20 protein-coding genes are annotated in these 16,900 nt (G+C 65.8%); 4 read left to right on the forward strand and 16 right to left on the reverse strand.

The window, feature by feature from the left end:
- Positions 1 to 117: 117 nt before the first annotated feature.
- Both AB0O52_RS08545 and AB0O52_RS08550 read right to left on the reverse strand, forming a co-directional pair.
- Entirely contained in the window at positions 118 to 735 is a 618-nt protein-coding gene (locus AB0O52_RS08545; RefSeq protein ID WP_364536123.1) for a helix-turn-helix domain-containing protein, read from the reverse strand.
- Between the two features lie 45 nt (positions 736 to 780).
- Positions 781 to 1,899, reverse strand: a complete 1,119-nt coding sequence (locus AB0O52_RS08550; RefSeq protein ID WP_364536126.1) for an alanine racemase — start codon at positions 1,897 to 1,899, stop codon at positions 781 to 783.
- Between the two features lie 224 nt (positions 1,900 to 2,123).
- Between AB0O52_RS08550 and AB0O52_RS08555 the strand changes: the two genes are divergently transcribed.
- Together AB0O52_RS08555 and AB0O52_RS08560 are read left to right on the forward strand one after the other, a co-directional pair.
- Positions 2,124 to 2,429, forward strand: a complete 306-nt coding sequence (locus tag AB0O52_RS08555; RefSeq protein ID WP_364536129.1) for a hypothetical protein — start codon at positions 2,124 to 2,126, stop codon at positions 2,427 to 2,429.
- Between the two features lie 24 nt (positions 2,430 to 2,453).
- A complete protein-coding gene (locus AB0O52_RS08560) occupies positions 2,454 to 2,915 on the forward strand; it encodes a GyrI-like domain-containing protein (RefSeq protein ID WP_364536132.1) in 462 nt (153 codons plus the stop codon).
- A gap of 119 nt (positions 2,916 to 3,034) precedes the next feature.
- On the opposite strand, the gene AB0O52_RS08565 is transcribed toward AB0O52_RS08560, so the two are convergent.
- Together AB0O52_RS08565 and AB0O52_RS08570 are read right to left on the reverse strand one after the other, a co-directional pair.
- Positions 3,035 to 3,730, reverse strand: a complete 696-nt coding sequence (locus AB0O52_RS08565) for a maleylpyruvate isomerase family mycothiol-dependent enzyme (RefSeq protein WP_364536134.1) — start codon at positions 3,728 to 3,730, stop codon at positions 3,035 to 3,037.
- A gap of 49 nt (positions 3,731 to 3,779) precedes the next feature.
- Complete coding sequence (locus AB0O52_RS08570) at positions 3,780 to 5,195, reverse strand: glycosyltransferase 87 family protein (RefSeq protein ID WP_364536137.1); 1,416 nt, start codon at positions 5,193 to 5,195, stop codon at positions 3,780 to 3,782.
- 112 nt (positions 5,196 to 5,307) lie between these two features.
- Here AB0O52_RS08570 and AB0O52_RS08575 point away from each other — a divergent pair, with 112 nt between their 5' ends.
- Both AB0O52_RS08575 and AB0O52_RS08580 read left to right on the forward strand, forming a co-directional pair.
- Positions 5,308 to 6,525: a molybdopterin-dependent oxidoreductase gene (locus AB0O52_RS08575; protein ID WP_364536139.1), complete on the forward strand. Its 1,218-nt coding sequence runs from the start codon at positions 5,308 to 5,310 to the stop codon at positions 6,523 to 6,525.
- Complete coding sequence (locus tag AB0O52_RS08580) at positions 6,525 to 7,037, forward strand: hypothetical protein (protein WP_364536142.1); 513 nt, start codon at positions 6,525 to 6,527, stop codon at positions 7,035 to 7,037. Before AB0O52_RS08575 ends, AB0O52_RS08580 begins: the two co-directional genes overlap by 1 nt.
- Here the strand turns inward: AB0O52_RS08580 and AB0O52_RS08585 are convergent.
- The 12 genes from AB0O52_RS08585 to AB0O52_RS08640 form a co-directional block, all read right to left on the reverse strand.
- Entirely contained in the window at positions 6,998 to 7,780 is a 783-nt protein-coding gene (locus AB0O52_RS08585) for a class I SAM-dependent methyltransferase (protein ID WP_364536144.1), read from the reverse strand. The two genes, AB0O52_RS08580 and AB0O52_RS08585, sit on opposite strands and share 40 nt — an antisense overlap.
- Positions 7,780 to 8,484: a DUF2064 domain-containing protein gene (locus AB0O52_RS08590; RefSeq protein ID WP_364536147.1), complete on the reverse strand. Its 705-nt coding sequence runs from the start codon at positions 8,482 to 8,484 to the stop codon at positions 7,780 to 7,782. Before AB0O52_RS08590 ends, AB0O52_RS08585 begins: the two co-directional genes overlap by 1 nt.
- On the reverse strand, positions 8,481 to 9,257 hold the full coding sequence (locus AB0O52_RS08595; protein WP_364536150.1) for a glycosyltransferase family 2 protein: 777 nt from the start codon (positions 9,255 to 9,257) through the stop codon (positions 8,481 to 8,483). Before AB0O52_RS08595 ends, AB0O52_RS08590 begins: the two co-directional genes overlap by 4 nt.
- A gap of 135 nt (positions 9,258 to 9,392) precedes the next feature.
- Positions 9,393 to 10,457, reverse strand: coding sequence for an NAD-dependent epimerase/dehydratase family protein (locus AB0O52_RS08600; protein WP_364536153.1), 1,065 nt, complete (start codon positions 10,455 to 10,457; stop codon positions 9,393 to 9,395).
- Complete coding sequence (locus AB0O52_RS08605; protein WP_364536156.1) at positions 10,454 to 11,392, reverse strand: MTAP family purine nucleoside phosphorylase; 939 nt, start codon at positions 11,390 to 11,392, stop codon at positions 10,454 to 10,456. Before AB0O52_RS08605 ends, AB0O52_RS08600 begins: the two co-directional genes overlap by 4 nt.
- 92 nt (positions 11,393 to 11,484) lie before the next feature.
- A complete protein-coding gene (locus AB0O52_RS08610; protein ID WP_364536159.1) occupies positions 11,485 to 11,847 on the reverse strand; it encodes a DUF6510 family protein in 363 nt (120 codons plus the stop codon).
- On the reverse strand, positions 11,844 to 12,581 hold the full coding sequence (locus tag AB0O52_RS08615; protein WP_364536162.1) for an FAD-binding oxidoreductase: 738 nt from the start codon (positions 12,579 to 12,581) through the stop codon (positions 11,844 to 11,846). Before AB0O52_RS08615 ends, AB0O52_RS08610 begins: the two co-directional genes overlap by 4 nt.
- Before the next feature lie 10 nt (positions 12,582 to 12,591).
- Entirely contained in the window at positions 12,592 to 13,185 is a 594-nt protein-coding gene (locus AB0O52_RS08620) for a sulfite oxidase-like oxidoreductase (RefSeq protein WP_364536364.1), read from the reverse strand.
- A 138-nt stretch (positions 13,186 to 13,323) separates the two neighbouring features.
- Positions 13,324 to 14,412, reverse strand: a complete 1,089-nt coding sequence (locus AB0O52_RS08625; protein WP_364536165.1) for a DNA polymerase IV — start codon at positions 14,410 to 14,412, stop codon at positions 13,324 to 13,326.
- The gene (locus AB0O52_RS08630; protein ID WP_364536168.1) at positions 14,409 to 15,035 is read right to left on the reverse strand and encodes a dihydrofolate reductase family protein; all 627 of its coding nucleotides are present in this window, start codon (positions 15,033 to 15,035) and stop codon (positions 14,409 to 14,411) included. The genes AB0O52_RS08625 and AB0O52_RS08630 overlap by 4 nt, the downstream gene beginning before the upstream one ends.
- A 98-nt stretch (positions 15,036 to 15,133) precedes the next feature.
- The gene (locus tag AB0O52_RS08635) at positions 15,134 to 15,592 is read right to left on the reverse strand and encodes a hypothetical protein (protein WP_364536170.1); all 459 of its coding nucleotides are present in this window, start codon (positions 15,590 to 15,592) and stop codon (positions 15,134 to 15,136) included.
- Between the two features lie 105 nt (positions 15,593 to 15,697).
- On the reverse strand, positions 15,698 to 16,678 hold the full coding sequence (locus AB0O52_RS08640) for a CapA family protein (RefSeq protein WP_364536173.1): 981 nt from the start codon (positions 16,676 to 16,678) through the stop codon (positions 15,698 to 15,700).
- Between the last annotated feature and the right edge of the window lie 222 nt (positions 16,679 to 16,900).

Consider the following 16,900-nt stretch of genomic DNA (forward strand, 5'->3'; position numbering starts at 1 on the left):
GAATATCTTCCACTGTAAGAATAAGGACCCGGGCGTGCGGGGAAACCCCGGACAGGCATGCGAATACTTGGCCGCGGAGGACGCAGGGTGGCCGCATCGAGGCCCATCGGCCTCCAGTTAGTGCATCAATTCCGGCCCGGCAGCCGGCAACAGCCGTTCCAGGATTGCCAACGAGCGGTGCACGTCCACGTCGTCCGGGCTGAGCAGCCATTGCAGCTGCAAACCATCGGAGGCGGCGGCAACCAGCGCTGCAGCATCAGCGGCATCGATGTCCGCCGCGATGGATCCGGATCGCTGGGCTGCCCGGACCCTTTCGGCCAGATCGGCCCGGACGCGGCGGAAACGCTCCTGGATGAATTCCCGTGTGATCGGGTGGTCTTGTTCCTGCAGCGCATCAGTCGTCAGCGTTGCATACAGCTCAACCAGACCAGGAATTGCGCGGTTGCGTTCGGCGCTCTTTTCCATCACGGCAACGGCCGAGACGTCGGCCGCATCGGACGGTTCATGCACCCTGGCTTCGTGTTCCTGATAGACCGCGACCAGGAGCTCATCGCGCGATGCAAAGTAGTATCGCAGCGCAGCGTGCGAAACGCCGATCGCAGCCCCGATCGCCCGCAGCGAAGAGCCAACTCCTTGTTCGGCGAACAGTTCGATAGCGCGCAAGAGAATCTGGGCTCGTCGTTCGGGGGCTTTCCGGTATGACCGCCCACGCTCCGCGGCTTGATCGTTGGCCATCCCACCATCGTACGTGAGGTGCCACGAGCCATTTTGGAGTACAGTTTAGAAGCTCGGCCGCCAGGTCTCGACGGCGTCATCGCTGACTGCGACGACCTCGCGCCAGCGGTCGAACAGCGAGCAAGGGTGGGAGACGCCCAGGTCCACGATGTCGCCGACCTGCAGGCCCTCGGCGTCGTCCACGATGGCGTGGTGGTCGAAGAGGCGGGTCAGCGTGGCGCCAGCACCAGCATGCAGGAGGGCCCCGTGACGGTACCGGGAAACGATCACCGGCAGGCCGGCGTCGTACGCCAACTCGCGCTTGCCCGCGTTCAGGACCACCCGCCCGGCTTCGGGGGCGGAGATGACCAGCGCCCGCACCACCGCTGCGGCAGTCAGTCCGGGGACCGGGGAGACGCTCTGGTAGGTGCCGTGGTCGTGCACCACGTAGCAGCCTGAACGGAGCACATTGACGGAGGCGCTCCCGGGCAGGAACGCGGCCGCGCGGTCCTGGAATGCAGAGCCGCCGTTGCTGAAGACCGGCAGCTCCACCTCGAAAGCGGGGCGCAGTTGATCGAAAATGTCTCGGGCCAGGCGGCAGTGTGAATCGATCCCGGCCAGGTTTTCATCAGTCCGGGTGTTCGGTGCCACGCCCTCGTAGGCGCTGACGCCGGCCAGCAGGAGGCCGCCGGCGGCACGGATTTCCGCGGCCAGCGGGCCAGCCTCGGCGTCGCTGCGGATCCCGGTTCGGCCGCCGGGGGTTCCGACGTCGATCAAGACGTTCAGGGGCCGCGGCGAGTCCTCGAAAACCTCGGCCATGGCCCGGACGCCCGCCGCTGAATCGGCCAGGCAGTAAATCTCCGTTTCCGGCGAAGCCGCCAGCCAGGCACGCAGTTGCCCGAGGTGGCCGCGGAACAGCACCTCGTTCGCGATGAGGATCCGGGTGGCACCCCACTCGATGGCGTGGGCGGCCTGCGCGGTGGTCGCCACGGTCACGCCCCAGGAGCCGGGCAGCTGCCGGCGGACGATCTCGGCCGTCATGGTGGTCTTGATGTGCGGGGCCAGCACCATGCCGTGCTCCCGTGTCCAGGCCTCTTTGATCCCGATATTGTGCTCGACGGCGGCAACGTCCAGGAGCATCTGCGGCAACGTCTGGAGCTGGAGGGCGGGGGCAAGGTGCGGCATGCGGTGGGGTTCTCTCGGGACTGTTCGGGAAGCTGGGTACCCGGAGATCCTATCCGGGTTCAGTAACTAGAGAACCCTGGACAGATCGCGGCGAATGACAAGTAGCGACCACTCGGGCGGTTGAGAGGGGGAGTGAGTATGGTCTTTGACGTGTCAGACCGATCAAGCGCATCGTCGTGCGGCTGGCTGCCACGAGCTGAGTTCAGGCCATAGGAGGTCAAATCATGTCAGTCATCATTGCAACGAAGGTTTCCGGTGACACGAGCGTTTTCACCAAGTCCCTCGAAGAGCGCGCGGACGAATACCGCCAGTGGGGCGAGCGCGGCCGGGCTGCGGGCGCGATCCACCACCAGTTCGCGATCGGTGACGGGTTTGTCCTCGTGGTCGACGAATGGGAATCGGCAGAGGCATTCCAGAAATTCTTCGGTGATCCGGAGATCCAGGCGTTCATCGGCTCGGTCGGCGGCGATCCCAATGTGGCCCCTGAAGTCACTGTGGGGGAATCCGTCGACTCTGCGGACAAGTACTAGCTGAGGAACCGGGCCGGTCCGGGCATGTCGGTCCCCGTCAACCTACAGACTGTCCACCCGCGCATGCTGGCCGCCGTCCGCCGCGAGGTCGTGCCGGGCGAAGTCGGCTCGGCATGGGGGCCTGCGGTGGGCAAGGTCTGGGACTTTATTCGCGGTCAACCGGGTCTGTGGACCGACGGCCACAACATCTTCGTCTACCACCACCCAGACCAACCCGATGCTCCCCTTCTGTGCGACTTCGGAGTAGAAGTCACCCGCACCTTTGAAACGGCGGGCGAGGTCTACGCAACCCAAACCCCCGCGGGCCAGGCTGCCATAGCGGTCCACCGTGGGCCGTACCACCGCATGGGCGAGGCATGCAAGGCGATCGAGAAGTGGATGGCTGCGAATCATTGGGAATCTGCCGGTCACTCCTGGGAGATCTATGGAGACCCGACACCAGATCCGGCCGACACCGAAACGACGGTCGTGCACCTGCTGAAGTAGGGGCAACACTTCACGGGGACCACAGTTCGTCGAGCAGTCGTTGCACTTGGTCCGGCCGCTCGACGTCGCAGCGGAGAAGCTGGCCGGCCGGGCGTCGTCGCCGAGGCCGCGGAACACATTCAGGGGGTGAGGGGGCCTTGCAGGAGGCGGACCGCGAGGTCTTTGTCGCCTTCGATGATCGCTGTTTCCAAGAGACTGGACCGGCCCCAGAGACCCAGGTACATCCCCTGCAGCGGGGATGTAATCGAGGCCTGCGCGGCCCCTTCGCCGACCTTCCAGCTGGCGGCCCCGGGTACCTGGAAGGCCACTGCCCCTTGCGGTGGGGGCATCCGTCCCAGCCGAAGTTGGCGCGGGGTGAACATTGTCAGGACTTCGTCGATTCCATCGAGCATGAAGTCTGCTGCGAAAGCGGGGATAGCCAACCCTGATGCCTGGCTCGCATCGATGAGGTGGACGGCGTGTTCATGTGCCTGGCGGCGACGCCAGAACCCGGCTGTGCGCGGGGGTGGGCCAAAGTTCCAGCACGGTTTTTCGGGATCCAGCGCCGCCATGGTCCCGAGAAAAGCGTCGGCGCCTTCGAGGAACCACGATACGGCGCCGTTGGCCGGTGGTGCCGGTTCCTCGACGAACTTCCCAGAAAGGACTATTTGGGTTGCCCAACGTTCGATTGACCCCAGATGCCCGAAGAGATCCATAAGCGTCCAGCCAGGACAGGCCGGCACGGGACGAGCCAGAATGTCCTCGGGCTGGCGTGCCAGGACGCTTAGGCGGTCCAGGCTGCTGGCCAGCTCAGTAAGATAGCGATCCGGTGACATGTGCCGAGCATAACGGGCCAGCCGGCCTCCCGGGACCACCACTCGGGGGTCAGCGCCGGATGGACCACCTACTACCGCTTGCAGGCTGCCGCCGTCGCCTCACCACCGTGGCAGCCACCACGATCACGACGACGGCGCCCAGTCCCCATCGCGCCGCCGACTGGCCGTAGGGTTCGGCGCCAGTGAAATACATCAGGGCCAGCGCGGGAGCGATCGCGGTGAACTCGTAAAGACCGCTCAGCACCACGAATGGCAGGAGCAGCAGCGCGTACCAGGGGTAGCTCGGCGAGACGATCAGCAGCATTCCTCCGGCCATCAAGACCTGCCCGTCCCAGGGCCGGGCGCTGTCGGTGGTCCGCCACACGTAAAGGGCCAGGCCGAGCAGAAGCACTAGTGCGGCCGGCGCTGCCCAACTGGCCGGGAGCACCAGCTTCAACAGGGTGAAGCGCGGGCTGTCTTGCCCGTCGTATCCCTCCGAGCGCAGGTATTCGGGCAGATAGCCCAGTACGGCCCAACCGCTGGCGAGGACATAGGGCACGTACGCCACGGCAAAGGTGGCAATGGCCGCGGCGACGAAGCGGACCGGCCGCCGGTACAGCAGGGCCGGGGCGCTGATGGCTGGAATCAGCTTGGTGGCCACCGCCGCGCCAAAGGCCACGCCGGAACCCAGCGTGCGCCCGCCCACCAGCAGCAGCGCTGCCGCCGAGGCCAACGCGGTGCCCAGTGCATCCACGTGCGCACCGTTGATGGCTTCAAAGGCCACCAGCGGAGACCAAGCCCACCACACGGCGTGGTGTGCTGGCCTTCCGGTGCGGCGCAGGAAGGCCAACAGCGCCACCGTCACGGCCAGGCTGAGCAACAGCCCGGCCAGCTGGAACGCGATGAACCCCGCCTCGGAACCGGGGATAAGCCGCACGGCCAGGAAATACAGCTCTGCCACCGCCGGATAGACAGTAGGCACGGCGGGCCTGTTGATGGCCGTGCACAGGGTGCTGCCGCCGGGAATGTTGGTGGTGGTCTCCGTGCCCGTGGGGAAGGGATTACTGTGGCAGGTTCCGTCCGGTCCAGCGTCCTGGAACAGCCAGGCCGGCCGCAGCGGCCGCAGCGTCTCGTCCGCCGGAACGTGGGCATAAGGGGAAATTCCGGCTTTCTGGACGATGCCGTCCCACGCATAGCGTGCGGAATCGTTGCTCGTGGCCGGCGGTGCGGCGATGGCCGCGGCCCCCAGCAGAAGGGAGCCCAGGAGCACTAGGGCCGCCGAAACGCGCGCCGGGATCCGGCGCGCCACCAGTGCCGCCGGGACGAAGACGGTCCAGGCCGCCAGTGTGCCTAGGGGGGACGCCCACTCCGCTGACGGATCGGTACTGACCGTCCACCAGACCACGACGGCGAGTAAGGCCACCAGGGCCAGCGCCACCACCACAGCCGAAATGCCGGACGCGCGCCGGGTTGTCGGTTCGCTCACCCTTTGATCCTGCATCACTTCCACGCTGCCGGGGCATGAATCCACGGGACCGTTTGCCTTTCGTAAGGTCTGGACCGGGACGGAGGGCGGGTCTTGGTGGTCTGATCAAGGTATGGACAGATTGACCACTTTCCTCCAACAGCGGATGGAAGCGGTGAACGGACGGTTCTCCTCACGTTTGCGCAGCAGGCGGCTGACGGTGGTGCTGGGCCGTTGGCTAGGCCTTGCCTTCAGTGTGTGCTTCGTGACCGGGTTGTTCAGCCACCTTCTGCAGGATCCGCCAACTTGGATGCTCTTCCTTACCCGTCCCGTGTGGCTATACGTGGCTACGCAGGGCATCCACGTCACCACCGGGATCGCGTCCATCCCGCTCCTGGCGGCCAAGCTATGGTCCGTGTACCCAGAACTCCTGCGCTGGCCTCCGCTGAAATCCGTGGTGCATGCACTCGAACGGGCCTCGATTGCGCTCTTTGTAGCCGCTTCGCTGGTGGAAGTCACCATCGGATTGCTCAACACTTTCCAGTGGTACCCCTGGCCGTTTTCTTTCAGGGATGTCCACTATTGGCTGGCCTGGGTCATCATCGGATCATTGGCGCTTCACATCGCTATCAAGCTGCCGCTCATACGGGCGCATTGGAGCCGTCGATCGGACGCGGCCGCTATCGCCGCGGAGGCTGAAGGGGGAATCGGGGCCGGCAATGCGGTCCCGGCAGCCGTGAAGCCTGGACGCGGGCACAGCTGGAGCCGCAGGGGGTTCCTGGCGGCAATCACCGCCGGCACCGGCGTCGTCGTCCTAACGACGGCGGGCCAGTCCTTCGCTTGGCTATCGGGCCTGAACCTCTTCGCGCCGCGTCGAATGGATACCGGCCCGCAGGGCGTACCCATCAACAGGACCGCAGCCCAGGCAGGTGTGGCTGACGCCGCGCTGGCTCCCGACTGGGTGCTGACCGTGTCTTCGGGATCGGTGCAGAAGACGTTCACGCGGGCACAACTGGCGGCCCTGCCGCAGTACAGTTACGGATTGCCCATCGCCTGCGTAGAAGGCTGGAGCCAAGGGGCCCAGTGGCGCGGTGTCCGAATCAGGGACCTCATGGCAACGGTGGGCGCCCCGGCGGATGCCGAGTTGCAGATTTCCAGCATGGAGAAGGGCGGCGTCTACGGGCGCTCCTTCATGCCGGCCGCATACAGCCAGGACGAGCAGACATTGCTGGCGCTCGAGCTCAACGGTGAACCCCTGGACCTGGACCACGGCTATCCGGCACGGATCATCGCACCCGGCCGCCCGGGGGTCCTCCAGACCAAATGGGTGCACAAAGTGGAGGTGATCTGATGCGCCTGCCCTTGGTGCGTCCGTCGGCGCCGGCGGGGCACAGGACCGTCTGGTGGGTGAGAGCGGCCCTGGGCGCCTTGGGCCTGGCGGCTCTCGGTTATGCGCTCTTCGGATTCCTGGCCAATGTGCCGCCTGCCCAGCTGATCGGTGTGGCGGCCTGGCTTGCCGTGGCGTTGTTGGTGCACGACGGCGTGCTGGTTCCGTTGACGACGCTGGCCGGCGGCGGATTGTCGCGGCTGACGTATGGGCTGAGCCCTGTCCAGCAGGGAATTGTGCGCGGTGCCCTGCTTGTGGGGGCAGTGGTGACCTTGGTCGCAGCCCCACTGGTCCGTGCCCAGCAGGTGCTCCAGCCAAGGGGTCCGGGCAGCGGCGCCAACGGCACCGTCCTGCAGGGGGACTATGCGCTGGTCCTGGGCGTTTTCTGGGTGGTCCTGGTGGTGGCCGCGGCTGCGGTTGTGGCCGCAGTCGGACTCTACGGCCGACGTTCCAAGGTCAGAAAGACCCGGTCCTGAAGCGTCCGGGTGACAGCGGTATCCAGCCCTGCCCGGGCCGCGTGCAGGGCGAGCGCTTTCGCGCCGGCGCGGGCCCAGGGAAAGGCGGCGCTGGCCCGTCCGTCGGAATCCTCCAGCACCGCCAGATAGGCCACATCGAGGGAATCCGGGCCTTCGGCCTCTGCCAGCACCTGACCGCCCGGCGCCAGCAGTGACGCAACGCGCTTCAGTAGCACCCCGATGTTTCCGCCGATGCCGATATTGCCGTCCAGCAACAGGGCCGAACCCCAACCTTGCTCGTGCGGAACGGGGTCAAAGATGGAGCCAAGGATGGCCGCACCGCCGCGGGCGGTTGCCAGCCGCACCGCGGCCGGGCTTGAATCGACGCCCAGGGAGGCCAGTCCCAGGTCCCGGGCGGCCTCCAGCATCCGGCCCGGGCCGCAGCCCACATCGAGGACCGGCCCACGGAGGGTATGCAGCAGTTCGCGTTCGCTTGCCGTGGCCGGCGCGGACCAGCCGAGCACGTTGAAGTGAACGGGGCCGATGGTTTCGTGGCAGGCAGAGGCCGGACGCAGCGTCAGGCAACCCAGGCCGAGGGGCAGGCTACGGGCATACGGTTCGTGGCCGCCCTGTCCGAATAGACCCTGTCCCAATAGAGCTTGTCCCAATAGAGCTTGTCCAGACGGGGCAAGCCTGCCGGTGTCCGCAGCAAGAGCGTCAGCGTCCCTCGCGTCGGTACCCCTGGAGGCTGCCTGGATGCTCATTACGGGGCAGTCCTTCGGGTGGGCGCAGCCGCGGACAGCGCCTCAACCGGCATACCCGCCGCTTGCAGCCCCGTGGCCAAGCGCTCGACTGCGCAGGCAAAGGGGGTTCCGCTGCATCGCTGCGCAGCAGCCAGGGCGTCGGCAAAGTGGTCCACATCCGTCAAGACGGGTAACAGTCCCACGTCCAGGCCGGCGCGGGTCAGCCGGTCCAGTTGGTGCGCCCCGGTCCGCGGGGTGGACATTTCCACCCCGCGGAGCAAACCGCCGTCGGGCCGGTACAGGCCCAACGCCCAGAAGCCGCCGTCCGACGCCGGGCCGAGCCACGCGCGGCGAAGCGCCACCGGAGCGGGCGCTGCCCAGTCCGCCAGCAGCGGGGCCAACTGGTCACGGGATAGCTGGGGCGTGTCCATGCCAAGGATCAGCAGGGGTCCGGCCGCGAGTGAACAGATGGCCGCCAGCCGCTCGTCAAGGCCGCCGGTGCCCTGGGCGAATACTTCAAAACCAGCAGCGTCCCCCTGCAACGGCGTACCGTCAAACACCAGCAACCGCCTGGCTGCGGGGAGGGACCGCACCGTTTCCAGTGTCTGGCTCAGGCTGGTCTGGGCCAAGGCTGCGGCCTGTTCCGGGGTGAGCGGGGGAGTAAGCCGCGTTTTGACCATTCCTGGGCTGCACTCTTTGGCGATGACGGCGATGGTGAGGTTCACGGCGTCGCTCTTTCGGCGTCGGCCGCTGGCCGATCCGCCGAGCTGCCGCCCTCCGTCTGCGGTGTCCGCCCCGAAGCGGCGGCCAATTGCGTTGCCATGTCTTTGAGGGCCGTGACGGTTCCTCGGAATGTCCCAGTGACCTTGGACTTCCCCACGCGGGGCGCATAGTCGACCGGGATCTCGACTACACGCCAACCGGCGCGGTGGGCCTTGAGGAACATCTCAAGCGGGTATCCGCTGCGTCGGTCCCTGAGGTCCAGTCCCAGGATGGCGCTGCGACGGGCAAGGCGAAGGGGGCCAAGATCCGTGACAGGGACACCCGTCAGCCGGCGCAATCGCCAGCTCAAGGCCATGTTGGCCAAGCGGGCGTGGATCGGCCAGGCACCGCGGGCAGGACGCCGGGCACCCAACACCAGATCGGCACGACCAGTGCAGACGAGCTCCAGCATCGTGGCCAGTTGGGAAGGGTCCAGCGAACCATCGCAATCGCAAAAGGCCACAAACTCGGCCGTGGCCGCCAGCAGTCCGGCATGCGCCGCCGCGCCAAAGCCGCGCCTCGGTTCGTCGACGACGGCGGCCCCCAGGCTGGCGGCCAGGGCACCGGAGCCGTCGGTTGACCCGTTGTCCACGACGATCGCGCGGTATCCGGGTGGCAAGGCCCCGAGCACCTTGGGAAGGGCCGGACGTTCATTGAGGCACGGCAGCACCACGTCTACCAGCGCCGCGGGCGGACCGCCGTCGTCATCAACTGGCCCGCTCTGGAGGCCGGCCATGCCGATTCCATCGCGTGAACCGTGTGTACCGCATTGCTCTTTCTCCACCCTTTGACCGTAGAATCCACAGGCCCGGCGCGACAGGCGGAAATCCTTACGGAACCGGGACGTTTGCCCTCCGGCGGGCGCGGTCGGCTAGCCTTGGTCTCCCCGCAACGGTGCGGTGGCGAACTCGTGCATGCCGTCCTCAAAACCATGCTTGGGGATCCAACCCAGCTCGGCCCGGGCCCTGGCCGAGCTGGCGGTGATATGTCGGACGTCGCCCAGCCGGAATTCGCCGGTGATCACAGGGTCAGCCGCCCCGCTGACAGAGCTCAGGACCGCGGCCATCTGTCCAATCGTGTGGACCTCCGTGGCGCCGATGTTATAGGCCCTCAGGCTGCCCGACGCGATCCGGCCCGCCACCAACGCGTCAATGGACAAGAGATTCGCCTCCGCAACGTCCCTGACGTGGATGAAACTGCGCCGCTGCCCTCCATCCTCGAACACGCGCACAGCCTCTCCGCGGGCCAGTGCCGAGCGGAACAGGCTGGCTACGCCCGCGTACGGGGTGTCTTTGGGCATCCTGGGGCCGTAGACGTTGTGGTACCGGAGCGCGACGGCGGTTCCTCCGGTTAAGCGTGCCCACGCGGAAGCCAGGTTTTCCTGGGCCAGTTTGGAGGCAGCGTAGACGTTCCGCGGATCCATTGCCGCGTCTTCGGTGACAAGCGCCGGCAGCAGCAGCTCGCCGGTGGCAGGATCGCGGGGGTCGAAGATTCCGCGCTCCAGATCCTCCACCCGGCGCGGGCCCGGGCGGACCGGATTGCCCGCTGAATCGGTGTAGGCGCCCTCACCATAGACCACCATCGAGGAGGCCAGGACAAGCTTGTCGATGCCCGAGGTGGCCATGCCTGCCAGGAGCACGGCCGTGGCCAGGTCGTTGTTGCGGATGTAGTCCGGCGCGTCGAAGAAGTCCACGCCAAGGCCTACTTTGGCGCTCTGGTGGACCACAACGTCGACTCCCGCGAGCGCCTCTGCCACTGCAGCCGGGTCTCCGACGTTGCCCACCAGCACAGGCACGCCGGAAATTTCCCCCAGTCGAACCGGGTGCACTGCCGGATCCATCGAATCCAGGATCCGGACGTCCCAGTCGCGTGCCACGGCGGCATCGACGATATGGCTGCCTATGAAACCGGCTCCGCCGGTGACCAATATCCTCACGGCCCTGTTCGTCCCCTACCGGGGCGGACAGGGCCCGCAGCGCCCATTACGGTGGACACCGCGGCAGCTGGCATGAGCGCCATCCGCCACATTCCGCCGTCGTTCGCTGGCCCGGCACCGGCCAACCCCGCGGACACTGTCTGCACCGCGTCGGACAGAACCGCGAGGATCCGTGGCTGCGCGGCCGCCAGGCGGCCCAGAACCAGTTCCGCCGTCACGGGTTCGGAGCCATCGTGCCCTGTGTCGGCATCCGTAATGAATGCCAGCGCCGCGAAGTGCATGTTCAATTCCGCGGCGAGCATCGGCTCCGGGTACTGGGTCATGCTGATCAGCTGCGCGCCGGACTGAACCAGGGCCGCGGACTCGGCTTTGGTGGAGAAGCGCGGACCATTGATGACGGCCACGGTGGCCGCCCTGGCGAACTCTTCCCTCTGGCGCTCCAGGGCGGCGATGAGCGCAGCGCGCAACCGGGCGCTGTAGGGCTCGGCGGCGGGCAAGTGCTGCACCCCGGTGGGCAGCGAGCCGTCGTAGAAGGTGTCCGCGCGGCCCCAGGTCTTGTCCAGGACTTGATCGGGTACGGCAAAAGTGCCGGTTCCGTGGGTGGAAACCAGCCCGCCCACAGCCGCGGAGGAGATAACCGCTTCTACGCCCAGGCTCTTGAGGGCCCAGAGGTTGGCGCGGTAGTTGATCTGCTGCGGGGCAACGCTGTGCCCGCGGCCGTGCCGGCTTAGGAATGCGACCACCGGGCCGCCGTCGCCGTCGCCGTCTGGTGCGGGCAGCCGGGCGACCGTGACGGGACTGGAGGGCGGCCCGAACGGGGTCGGGATGTCCAGCGTGTCGAGCACGACGGACCCGGGCAGCTTGTACAGGCCGGTTCCGCCAATGATTCCGATCCGGGCATGTGGTTCTGCGGACGGTCCCAGGAGCAATGACATGACCCCATCATGCCAACGTCAGCCCTCGCCGTCGCGGGTGGAATCCTTACGGATCCGGAACGTGGGCGCGCGGACCGACGGAGCGCGTTGCCTTAGCCCTCTCGGTCGATTTGCAGATAGCTGAGTCCGCTCACATCGAGCCAGTACCGGGTGGGCGTCTCCACGAGGCGCAGCAGCACACCCTCGCAGGAAGCGCAGCGCACAACGATTCCCGGGGCGTCAACGTACACCATGGTCTCCCCGAAGACGCGGACGGCGCCGCAATGCTTGCACCGTCCGATCGCGGCGACGATATCGAATCGGAACAAGTCCCACAGGGGTCCGGCCACCGCGTTTCCGTCCAGATGGGGTATCGCATTGCCGGCGATTCCAGCGATGTCCTGGTCCTCCAGGTCCGGATCCTTAGCGCCCGGATCCTTAGCGCCCGGAGGTTCGGAGCCGTTCTTGCCACTCACCGGATTCCTCCTGTTCCGCCGAAGCGCTCGGTCTTGATGGAGGCGGTGGGATATCCCGCCTGCACGAGCCATTCCGCGACCGTTTCCACAAAGACGGTCTGGCCACAGATGAAGGTGTCCGGGGCGGGGTCCTTCGGCAGGATGTTGGCCAGCAGCGTTTCCGCGGTGAGCCGTTGCGGAGCGGTCGGCCAACCCTTTGGTGCCTCGCGTGTATAGACGTAGTCGATGATCAGCTTGTGGGATTCCCGGCCCAAGGTTTGGAGTTCTTCCCGATAGAACCCGGCATCCGGTGACTTGAGCGAATAGAGCAGCCGGAACTGCGACGGATTTTCCGATGCCTGGTGTGCGCGGATCATGGACATGAGCGGCACGATCCCGGATCCACCGGCAATGAGCTGAACGGGGTTCGTGTCCGTCGGTTTCCAGACGAACCAGCCTCCCACCGGCCCGCGGATCTCCAATTGGTCCCCGACCGCCAGTTCCCTGACCAGGTAGGGGGAGACTTCTCCGTTGGCCAATTCGTCGACAGTGATCTCCAGGGTTTCGTCCATGCCCGCCCTGGCCACGGAATATGAGCGCACGGCCGTGTATCCGTCGTCGGCAGTGAGCCGGATGTCGATGTGCTGTCCGGCGAGGTTGCCGTTCAGGCCGTTCACCCGCAGCCCTATGGTTCTGGCGGTTTCCGTTTCCGGCATGCTGCTGACGACGTCGGCCACGCGCCACAGCGTGCTCATCCCACGCACCTCATGAGTAGCGTTCCTCCCGCCACGGGTCGCCGTGGAGGTGGTAACCGTTGGATTCCCAAAAGCCTGGATCGTCATCCTGCGTCAATTCAATGCCGTTGATCCACTTTGCGCTCTTCCAAAAGTACAAATGCGGCACGAGGAGTCGGGCAGGTCCGCCGTGGGCGCGTTCAAGCGGCTCGCCGTCGAATTCCCAAGCCACCCATGCCCGGCCGCCAAGAAGGTCCGGGAGCGGCACGTTGGTCGTGTATCCGCCGTAGGAGTGGGCCATGGTGAACCTGCAGTTTGTTTCCACGTTCTCAAAAAGAGTGTCCAGGGACACTCCTCGCCACGTGGTGCCCAGCTTGGACCAGCTGGTCACACAATGGATATCCGTATGGATGTCCATCTGGGGCAATGCCATGAATGCGTCCCAGGACCACGAATGACGCTGCCCGGACTCAGTGGCGATGAAGAATTCCCAGTCGCCAGTGGGGATCCGGGGGGCGGGGCCGGCCGTAAGTACCGGGAAGCTGCCGGTCTCGTATTGTCCCGGTGGCAACGCCGGATTGCCGCCTTGGCGTCTCCCATGAAATCCAGACGAGATGATGCCCACCATGTACCTCCGATGCGGAGACTCAAGCCGACTGTGCTCGGTTCCCCAACGATAGGGCAAGGGCCGCGCAGGGTCCAGACGCAATGGATTGGGGGCAAAAATGAACACCCTTCGTCGCCCGTATAGGGAACGACGGCGTCACCAACCGCCGCGCGTGGGCGTATGCCCCTTTCGGGCGTCGTCGGGCATTGCCATTTCGGCCCTCAGGCCCAGAAGCCGGATCGGACGTCCCGCCTCGATTCCGGCTGCGAGATCCAAGGCCCGTGCGAGGATTTCGTTCCGGTCGAATGTCTCCGGAATCTTCTTCCCTTGGGTCGTGGTCAAGAATGGCGCGTACCGGACTTTCAGGGTCAGCCCGACCACGGGCCGTCCTTCGGCCATGACATCCTCAAGGACATGCGCCGCCAGCTCCCGCACAGCGTCCTCCACTTGGGACGGATCGGTGAGGTCCTGCTGGAAGGTGGTCTCGCGGCTGTGCCCGCGGGCAACCCACGGGGTGTCGTCCACAACGCTGGCGCCGTCGCCCCGTCCAAGCTGCGCGTACCAGGGACCCATCCTGGGGCCGAACTCCGGGACCAGGGCCTGGGGGTCGGACGCTGCAAGTTCAGCGACCGTGTTGATGCCGAGTTTCGCCAGACGGGCCGACACTCTGGTGCCGACGCCCCACAGCTCCCTGGTGGGCCGGCTGCCCATGACGTCGAGCCAATTCTCGCGGGTGAGCCGGAAGACGCCAGCGGGCTTACCGAATCCAGTGGCGACCTTCGCCCGGACCAGGGTGTCGCCGATGCCCACGCTGCAGTGCAGTTGCGTTCGTTCCAGCACGGCGGCCTGCACTTGCCGAGCGTAGGCTTCCGGATCCTCCGTCTCAATGCCCACAAAAGCTTCATCCCAACCCAGTACCTGCACTGTGGCGCCGGGCTGCGCTCGCAAGGTAGCCATCACCGTTTCGGACGCCGCGAGGTAAGCCTCCTGATCGACGGGCAGGATCACAGCGCCGGGCACTTTCCGAGCCGCAACGCGCAAGGGCATTCCGGAACCCACGCCGAATGCCCGTGCTTCGTAGGATGCGGTCGACACCACAGCCCGTTCCGTGGGGTCGCCCCGACCACCGACAATGATCGGCTTGCCCGCAAGCTCCGGCCGCCGGAGCACTTCGACCGCCGCGATGAACTGGTCGAGATCGACGTGGAGCACCCACCGGGCTCCACTCACGCCGCCGGCTGTCATGTCTCCGCGCGCTTTGCCTCGATGTCCACGCCTGTCACCACATCGCCCGCGCGCTCATAAACGAGCCAAATCGCGCCCTTCGGGAAGGCCCGAGGTGGCTGGGCGACCGCGAAGGCGGCTGGAACTGTGCCGTCCCGGAAGATCCGCTTGCCCGTGCCGAAGGTCACCGGATACAGCCAGAGGTTGAGCCGGTCGACGAGGTCCTCGGCGAGGAGGGTCTGAAAGAGGTCGCCGCTGCCGAGGACGTGGGTCTCGTCGTGGCGCTCGCGGATCTCGCGGACCCCGGATGCGACGTCGGCAAGCACTGTCGTCCCGGCCCAAGCGGGCTCGGCCAGTGTGCGTGAAGCGACATATTTCGGCACGGAGTTGAACCGGGCCGCGATGGGGTCGTCGGCCGGTGCGGTGGGCCAGAAACCAGCGAAGATGTCGTACGTCTTCCGCCCGAGGAGAAGGGCGTCGAGGCGATCGATGCCAGCGCCGATTGCCTCGCCGGACTCCTTGTCGAAGTACGGTGCCTGCCAGCCGCCGAACTCGAAGCCGCCCTCGCGATCTTCGTCTGCCCGGCCGGGCGCCTGGTAGACCCCGTCAAGGGTACTGAACAAGTCGACCACGATGATTCCCACGGGGCGCTCCCTTGCATGAATGGCGAGCCGAAATCCACACGCCCCATTTTTCGGCGCGCGCTGCTGGAAGGCAAGAGACCCGTTCGAAAGCTACGAGTTCAATGGATTGGCTTGTGCTTGGCCTTCGAGTTGGACGACCCTGCTTCGTCCTGCTCATCGAACAGGCGCGTCAGGCAGCCCTCGTAGTTGGTCATCGTGTCCGCGAAAGTGAGAAGCCGGAGTCCGGCGTAGGCGGCCTCTGCCCTTTCACTTCCTGATTCCCCGGCGTGGCAGAGGAGCGGCTCGCAACTGGTTCCGTTCGCGGTGAGCGTTGCGATTCCCCAGGGATGGCCGGGGTCGGTGACTACGATGCCAACTGCGTCGAAGGTGTCGCGGAGGACGTATCGTGTGACCGTCCGCCAGGACTGGAGGAATTGTGGCTGCAACTGTTCAATAAGTTCGTCGTCGTTGCTGTCGTAAGCGCGCCGTAGCTCCGTGGAAAGCTGGTCCCACTCACTGGCGTCGCGGACCATGAGGTGTCCGGCCCGCAGACGGGCAATGGTTTCGTTCAACGTCATGGTGTCCCCAAACTTTTGTCGTGTCTGTTCCCGCTTACGAAGCAGGCCATCAACGGAGAGAACGGACGGGAACCCGGCATGATTCCCGCGCCAGCAGCAATTCGGTCATGAGACTACTTCAATCGGTATTTCCAAGACTCTGTCGCCCTCGATCCACGTGCTCCGGGTGCCGAACTGCCTGCTCAGCCGCTGCATCCGCCCGGCGATTTTCTCCGCGTTCCGGCTCGCCAGCCGGGTTTGTAGGTGGGCGATGTTCGTCGGATGCAGGCGCAACATATGAGGCACGTTTCCCTCTGTTTCCAGGAGGAAGACGAATGACTGATCGTTGCGTTCATCCGGGTCAACGGCGTAGTCATCCACAAAGTCCCCTGCGCTGTAGATAATGGGCCGGTTCTTGTAAATCTCGATGCCGCGGAAAATGTGGGCTGAATGCCCGAACACGATGTCGGCCCCCGCGTCTATCAGCGCACGGGCCAAACCGCGATGCGCGGGCGGGACCGTGGACCCCCAATTGGCGCCCCAGTGCGCCGAAACGACCAGCAGCTGGTTGCGGGCTTTCGTCCGACGGACCATGTCCAGCAATTCGTTCACCCGCCGGTCACCGCCGTCCACTGGGACATAGTGGATTCCCGGAGTTCGCTCGGTTGCCTCCCAGCCCGGTTCATTATCGGTGAACGCAATAAAGCCGAGAGCACTTGCTCCCACCCGCCGGACCACCGGCCGGCGGGCGGATTCAAGGTCCGTTCCTGCCCCGACGCGCAGGATCCCCCGTGAATCGAGCGTCGGCAGCATTTCCAACAGCGCATCGACACCGAAGTCGAGCACATGGTTGTTGGCCAGCGAGACCACGTCGATCGCCGCGGAGTGAAGGCTCTCCACGTTCTTGGCATCCGAGCGGAAGTGATAGATCTTGCCGGCTGCAGGCGATCCGTGGTCCGCGAGAACGCATTCGAGGTTGGCGAATCGGATGTCGGCCTGCCGGAGGACCGGGAGGGTATCGCCCCAGGGATAGTCGGCAGCAGCGACCTTGAGCTGGTCGTTTACCAGCCGGCCGAGCATGACATCTCCCAGGAGGGCAATCCGCATTCTCCACCTCCAACGTGGCAGGTCTTTGCTATCAGGATGGGCCGTTTCGCCGTGCGGTGCCAGTCACCGACAGACGAGGTAACCGTCGTCGAACCCCAAGGAGTCCAGCTTGAACGGTTCTTCGCGGAAAGGCCTCGCATGCTCTGGATTCGTGGGGGATAGTTGGATCAGGAGGCCGCCCTGCGTGTGTTTATTGCTGCTTTCCAGTCTGGACGCGGAGTG

The sequence above is a fragment of the Arthrobacter sp. NPDC080073 genome (assembly GCF_040686575.1).
Classification (GTDB): domain Bacteria; phylum Actinomycetota; class Actinomycetes; order Actinomycetales; family Micrococcaceae; genus Arthrobacter.

Excerpts from the sequence above, each read along its gene's own strand:
- AB0O52_RS08580 (WP_364536142.1), top strand. The coding sequence starts at position 6,525 with ATGCGCCTGCCCTTGGTGCGTCCGTCGGCGCCGGCGGGGCACAGGACC.
- AB0O52_RS08560 (WP_364536132.1), top strand. The coding sequence starts at position 2,454 with ATGTCGGTCCCCGTCAACCTACAGACTGTCCACCCGCGCATGCTGGCC.
- AB0O52_RS08605 (WP_364536156.1), bottom strand. The coding sequence starts at position 11,392 with ATGTCATTGCTCCTGGGACCGTCCGCAGAACCACATGCCCGGATCGGA.
- AB0O52_RS08555 (WP_364536129.1), top strand. The coding sequence starts at position 2,124 with ATGTCAGTCATCATTGCAACGAAGGTTTCCGGTGACACGAGCGTTTTC.
- AB0O52_RS08640 (WP_364536173.1), bottom strand. The coding sequence starts at position 16,678 with ATGCGGATTGCCCTCCTGGGAGATGTCATGCTCGGCCGGCTGGTAAAC.
- AB0O52_RS08585 (WP_364536144.1), bottom strand. The coding sequence starts at position 7,780 with ATGAGCATCCAGGCAGCCTCCAGGGGTACCGACGCGAGGGACGCTGAC.
- AB0O52_RS08575 (WP_364536139.1), top strand. The coding sequence starts at position 5,308 with ATGGACAGATTGACCACTTTCCTCCAACAGCGGATGGAAGCGGTGAAC.
- AB0O52_RS08595 (WP_364536150.1), bottom strand. The coding sequence starts at position 9,257 with ATGGCCGGCCTCCAGAGCGGGCCAGTTGATGACGACGGCGGTCCGCCC.
- AB0O52_RS08635 (WP_364536170.1), bottom strand. The coding sequence starts at position 15,592 with ATGACGTTGAACGAAACCATTGCCCGTCTGCGGGCCGGACACCTCATG.
- AB0O52_RS08550 (WP_364536126.1), bottom strand. The coding sequence starts at position 1,899 with ATGCCGCACCTTGCCCCCGCCCTCCAGCTCCAGACGTTGCCGCAGATG.
- AB0O52_RS08625 (WP_364536165.1), bottom strand. The coding sequence starts at position 14,412 with ATGACAGCCGGCGGCGTGAGTGGAGCCCGGTGGGTGCTCCACGTCGAT.
- AB0O52_RS08545 (WP_364536123.1), bottom strand. The coding sequence starts at position 735 with ATGGCCAACGATCAAGCCGCGGAGCGTGGGCGGTCATACCGGAAAGCC.
- AB0O52_RS08615 (WP_364536162.1), bottom strand. The coding sequence starts at position 12,581 with ATGAGCACGCTGTGGCGCGTGGCCGACGTCGTCAGCAGCATGCCGGAA.
- AB0O52_RS08565 (WP_364536134.1), bottom strand. The coding sequence starts at position 3,730 with ATGTCACCGGATCGCTATCTTACTGAGCTGGCCAGCAGCCTGGACCGC.